This is a genomic window from Mesorhizobium sp. M6A.T.Ce.TU.002.03.1.1, from assembly GCF_003997275.1.
GTDB lineage: Bacteria > Pseudomonadota > Alphaproteobacteria > Rhizobiales > Rhizobiaceae > Mesorhizobium > Mesorhizobium mediterraneum.
In genome coordinates this window covers 1-3,352 of the sequence record NZ_RZTI01000248.1, presented here as the reverse complement: position 1 = coordinate 3,352, position 3,352 = coordinate 1, and the positions used below count along the sequence as shown (strand labels likewise).

Annotated in this window: 4 protein-coding genes and 1 pseudogene; all 5 read right to left on the bottom strand. The window is 59.2% G+C overall.

The features are described from left to right. Window positions 1–838, bottom strand: a pseudogene (locus tag EOC93_RS33035) (hypothetical protein); the annotation flags it as partial. A 158-nt stretch (window positions 839–996) separates the two neighbouring features. After that, the gene (locus EOC93_RS33030; RefSeq protein ID WP_095482679.1) at window positions 997–1,347 is read right to left on the bottom strand and encodes a VanZ family protein; all 351 of its coding nucleotides are present in this window, start codon (window positions 1,345–1,347) and stop codon (window positions 997–999) included. A gap of 33 nt (window positions 1,348–1,380) precedes the next feature. Next, the gene (locus EOC93_RS33025; protein ID WP_206532300.1) at window positions 1,381–2,019 is read right to left on the bottom strand and encodes a hypothetical protein; all 639 of its coding nucleotides are present in this window, start codon (window positions 2,017–2,019) and stop codon (window positions 1,381–1,383) included. Window positions 2,020–2,167: 148 nt separating this feature from the next. Beyond that, window positions 2,168–2,785, bottom strand: a complete 618-nt coding sequence (locus tag EOC93_RS33020; RefSeq protein ID WP_245461605.1) for a T6SS immunity protein Tdi1 domain-containing protein — start codon at window positions 2,783–2,785, stop codon at window positions 2,168–2,170. Then, on the bottom strand, window positions 2,785–3,352 hold a 568-nt coding region (locus EOC93_RS34355; RefSeq protein WP_206532299.1), incomplete at its 5' end, for a hypothetical protein. The genes EOC93_RS34355 and EOC93_RS33020, both read right to left, overlap by 1 nt.

Sequence of the window (3,352 nt, the reverse complement as noted above, 5' to 3'; positions counted from 1 at the left end):
CACTGGCCCCCGCCACCCCCGCCGATGCCGCGAAATTGAAGCTCGGCGCCACTGTGTAGAAGCCCGGCGCTGTGACCAGGATCTGCGTCAGGGCGCCGCCGGCGACCACGAACCGCCCGACGGCACCCGAACCGGCACCGCCGGTAAACGCCAGGTCGAAGGCACCATCAGTGCCGCCGGAGCCCGCCGCGATCGCACCGCTGCCGACGACGCCAAGGCCGATCGCCGCCGCGATCGTCGGAAAGACACCCTTGCCATACAAAGATGCGTCGCGCGCCGCCTGGGCGCTGGCCAGATTGGCCGCGGTAGTGACGACATCGGCGGCGGTTTGTCCGGCATTGGCGGCGGTTTGTCCGGCATCGGCGGCGGAGGTGGACGCGCTGGCGGCTGCCTGGCCGGCACTGGCCTCAGTGGCATCCTTCAGCACCTGCGTTTCATCGCGCAGCGCTTCGACCTCATCGACAACGTCCGAAACGTCGGGCGGCACAAACGGGATAATGGCGATGGCGTCGGTGCCCACGACCGGCGCGTCGGCCGTAAACTGAAACACCCGGTCGGAATTGGCTGACCCGACCTGCGTGTGAACCGTCGTTCCCTTCTGCAGGGTGCGGGCGGTACGGGCGTCGGCGGCACGGAACCATTCGCCTTCGCTCACCGTGTAGATGCCGTTCTGCGTCGGGTCGGCCTGATCCTTGACCAGCACCCGGTCGCCGACCGCCGCCGGCACGCCGTCGATGGTCTGCAAACCCTGGAGGATGACATTGACCGTGGTCGCTAGACGCACGGGTTCGCGTTCGCCGGTCAGAAGTCGAACGGCGGCAGTTGCAGGTCGGGCCATCAGGCTTGCTCCATGAAAAAAGCCCCGCGAAAGCGAGGCTGGAAAGTGTTCTGAGATTTCGCCCACGGGACGTGCGGTCCATGGCGTATCGGGGGAAGGTTCCGGCCCTTGGGGCGCGGAAGAAACGCAGCTGGCCTAGCCGGGGTGTCCGCTGCGGCCTATGTCAATCCGCCAACGCGCCTCTTTGTCCAGCCTGCGATTGTCAGCCCGCACGCCATGCCGGCGCAGTCGGCAACCCAGTCGAGCACATCCATATCGCGCCCTATCAGTTGCGCGCCCTGAAGAACCTCGATCGCCGCGCCGGTCAAAGCGAGGAGAACAATCAGCCTTGTCTTGTGTTCCGGCCAGCCGAGGCTTCCCAAGGCCGCCAGCACGACGAAGGCGATGGCGTGGTTGAGCTTGTCGTCATGAAACGTGACCGCCATGCCGAGATCCGGCAGGAACCGCACCGGCAGAAGAGCAAGCAGGAGAACGCCGGTCAACGTGACCAGAAAAACGATCCTTGCCATGATCGGAAAAGAGTCTACGCGTAACAAGATAGGTCAGTCCTTCATCTGAAAAGTCTGGCTCGCCTGACATGGTCCCGACAGGGAACTACCAGCTCGCGCAACATCCGAACCTGCGGCACGCCATAGGCTACCATCATGACCATAATCAGACCACCGGCCGGTGCGCGCACGATTGGCCGCGCTTGTCGGCGAGCCCAGTACATCACTCTCGAAGTTCCGGCAGAACCTTTTCGTCGAGGAATTTGAGACGGCTGCCCAACATTTCAGCGTAGCGGGATTCGCCGGCACATTGACAGGGATCAACTTCGCCACCGACTTCCCCTGCCGCGCGGCCTCAACCCATTCTTCCATGGCGCCGATATATCCGTCCAGCGCCTCATAGGGATTCTTGGCGTCGTCACAAGGTATATATGTTGGAGGCACATCGCCAACGATCACCCATATCCACTGAGCCACATCGGGTCTGCCGGGCACGATCTCGAACAAAAAAATGTAGATTATGCCATCGGCGCCGTATCCGAAGTATTCACCTTTGATGGCTGAAACCCAATCATAGAATTCAAGATATTTCCGGGCTTCCCGACGTGCAGCATCAAGCTCTTCATCGCCTGTGCTTTTGTCGGTCGACGGCAGGCGGGTGACGCTGCTTAGGTCTGGGATGGCAGTGTTCATGTTATTTCCTAGGATTTCCCAACGTTGCAAAGGTTCAGCTACGGTCAATGCAATGGACGCCCGAACAAGATTGCACCTTAGAGCCCACAGAATTTTCGGGGCAACATCTCAAACAACTCGGTGATCATCTGCCACCCGGACCTTGTCGTTATCTAAGGTTGATACGAACGGGTGTTCCCGGTGGCAGGTCTTTAACTTGAACTATCAGTTGGCCCATGAAGTGCCAATAGATCTCCAAGTCCGATAGTTCCAGATTTTCGATTTCGTCCTTGCCGTTCAGAAATAGTGGTTCTTTATAGCCTATGCATTGGTTATACGCAGGCTCGGCGCCGCCCGCGCCCCGCCAATCTGCGTACATGTTGGCGGCCAGCGCTGCCTCTTCGTCCTCCATAACTTCGACTTCGTGGAAGGTCCGGATATTGGCAGGTATCTGAAGGGCCTGTCCCGTGCCCGGTTCGAACATCACGACACCTGGTTCCCCCTGCTCTAGCCGCCACGTATCGGTCGCGAATGCGGTCCCCTGCCAATCGTAACCAAAGCAGGTGATCCGCCCAGTGAATTTAGGGAAACCCAGGCAGACACGTTCATTCCAATCCGCCACCTCTGACGCACGAATGATGCGGTACAGACCATGCTTGAACGAAGCACCGCCGAAACTGGAGAGCAACTCGCTCAATCCGTGGATTTTCGAATCCAACGGGAAATTGCCACTGTCGGTCGGTAACCTGCCGTCCATTGGAAAGTTTCGAATGAACCTCTCAAACACTAGCGATCTCCAATCGTCACTTTGTTGATTCTCGTCCCGTGAGGGAGATTCTTGATTTGGTTCTTTATCTGGGCGCCAAAACTCCGATTCACGCTCAGATCTAGGCCGCTAAAGTTAGATAGTGTTTCTTGCCCATTTAATTGCAAATCAACTATATGATCGACGTCCTCGTTAGGCGCGACCTCGTTGCCAGCCTCAATATACCTGCGGCGAGCCGGTTTCGAATCCCGAACCGAGTGATGGTTTACAGAGGTCTCACGATCAGTCAGCCGCTGGGCTTTGAGGCTTGCTGCTTCTCGTTGCGCATCATTCCATTTTCGCATGTAGCGCATGCGCAAGTCATCACCAACGGCGATGTGGCTGCCGCCGCCGGCGACGCCCTCGCCCTCCATTGTGAGCGGCTCTGGAACAGCCTCCGAAACCAGAGAATTTGTAGGTTCCGGGCTTGCGGCAGGATCAACATCGGCGGGCCGACCGGTGAGCCTTGCCACCACCTGGCTGCCAATTGCACCGAGCCCCTCGGCAAGGAGATTGCCGCCAGCGCCCCAAAGCGCGCCGTTGGCAATC

Bases quoted from the DNA above. Each gene is read 5' to 3' on its own strand.
- EOC93_RS33025 (WP_206532300.1), bottom strand. From the start codon at position 2,019: ATGAACACTGCCATCCCAGACCTAAGCAGCGTCACCCGCCTGCCGTCG.
- EOC93_RS33030 (WP_095482679.1), bottom strand. From the start codon at position 1,347: ATGGCAAGGATCGTTTTTCTGGTCACGTTGACCGGCGTTCTCCTGCTT.